This window comes from Pseudonocardia sp. SID8383, assembly GCF_009864975.1.
Lineage (GTDB): Bacteria > Actinomycetota > Actinomycetes > Mycobacteriales > Pseudonocardiaceae > Pseudonocardia > Pseudonocardia alni.
Genome location: NZ_WWFY01000496.1, coordinates 1 through 1,218, shown reverse-complemented (window position 1 = coordinate 1,218; position 1,218 = coordinate 1). Strand labels below are relative to the sequence as shown.

Annotated in this window: 2 protein-coding genes; one reads left to right on the top strand and one right to left on the bottom strand. The window is 75.0% G+C overall.

Going from position 1 to position 1,218, the window contains the following annotated elements:
- On the bottom strand, window positions 1–457 hold a 457-nt coding region (locus GTW08_RS12150; protein ID WP_161151935.1), incomplete at its 3' end, for an FAD-dependent oxidoreductase.
- Between the two features lie 73 nt (window positions 458–530).
- Here GTW08_RS12150 and GTW08_RS12145 point away from each other — a divergent pair.
- The gene (locus GTW08_RS12145) at window positions 531–1,142 is read left to right on the top strand and encodes an MSMEG_1061 family FMN-dependent PPOX-type flavoprotein (RefSeq protein WP_161151934.1); all 612 of its coding nucleotides are present in this window, start codon (window positions 531–533) and stop codon (window positions 1,140–1,142) included.
- Window positions 1,143–1,218 lie beyond the last annotated feature (76 nt).

Here is a 1,218-nt window from a genome sequence, read left to right as displayed (position 1 = left end):
GGTCGGGCATCGCCAGCACGACGGCGTCGGCGCGCTCGCCGTCGACGGTCGGGCCGTCCGGTCCGGGGCGGACCCGCTCGACGGTGCGGCCGGTGCGGACGACGAGGTCACGGGCGGTGTCGGTGACCAGCGACCGCAGCCCGGCCGGTGCCGCGAACCGCAGCGGACCCGGGTTGTCCGCGCCCCGGACCGCGCCGTCGAACACCGCGAGGGTGTCGGTCCACCGGCGGACCAGGCCGTCGTCGCGCCAGCGGCGGACGCGGGCGTCGAACCGGTCGTCGGAGACGGTGAAGTAGGCGGCGCCGATGTCGGCGGGACGGCCGTCGTGGCGGTGCACCGCGAGCCGTCCCCCGGCTCCGCGGGCCCGCTCGTACACCGTCACGTCCACGCCGCGGGCGACCAGCTCCGCGGCGCAGGTCACCCCGGCGATGCCGGCCCCGATCACGATCACGCCCACACCGGGACCCTAGGCGGGGGTCGCCCCGGGAGCACGCCCACGGTTAGGGTGACCTAACAACGAGGGGGATGCGATGGAACACGTGACCGACGAGGCCAGGCTCCGGGAGATCATCGGCGAGGTGCCCGGGTTCATCCGGGACAAGGCACGCGACCGGGTCGACCCGGTGACCGCGGAGTTCCTGGCCGCGGCGCCGTTCTTCCTGCTGGCGACGACCGGGCCGGACGGCGTCGACGTCTCGCCCCGGGGCGACCCGGCGGGCTGTCTGCTGGTCCTCGACGAGCACACGATCGCCTTCGCCGACCGCAAGGGGAACCGCAGGCTCGACTCGATGCGCAACATCCTGCACGACCCCCGGGTCGGGATGATCGTCGTCGTGCCGGGGTCGAACGACACCGTGCGGATCAACGGGCGGGCCCGGATCGTGCACCGGCCGGACTTCGCCGACCGGCTCACCGTGCAGAGCTCGACGCCCGAGGTGGCGATCGTCGTCGAGATCGACGAGCTGTTCCTGCACTGCGCGAAGGCGTTCCTGCGCTCGTCGCTGTGGGACACGGCGACGTGGCCGGGCACGGGCGCGGTGCCCAGCGCCGGGAAGCTGGTGAAGGGCCAGTACCGGGTGCCCGGTCCGGCGCGGGCGATCGACGCGGCGCTGCGCCGCGACGGGCGGGTCAACCAGTACTGACCCGGCCGGCGCCGGTGGCCGCGTCGAGCAGGGCGGCGACGCGGTCGTGCCGGTCGCGCCACCACGCGGCACGGTC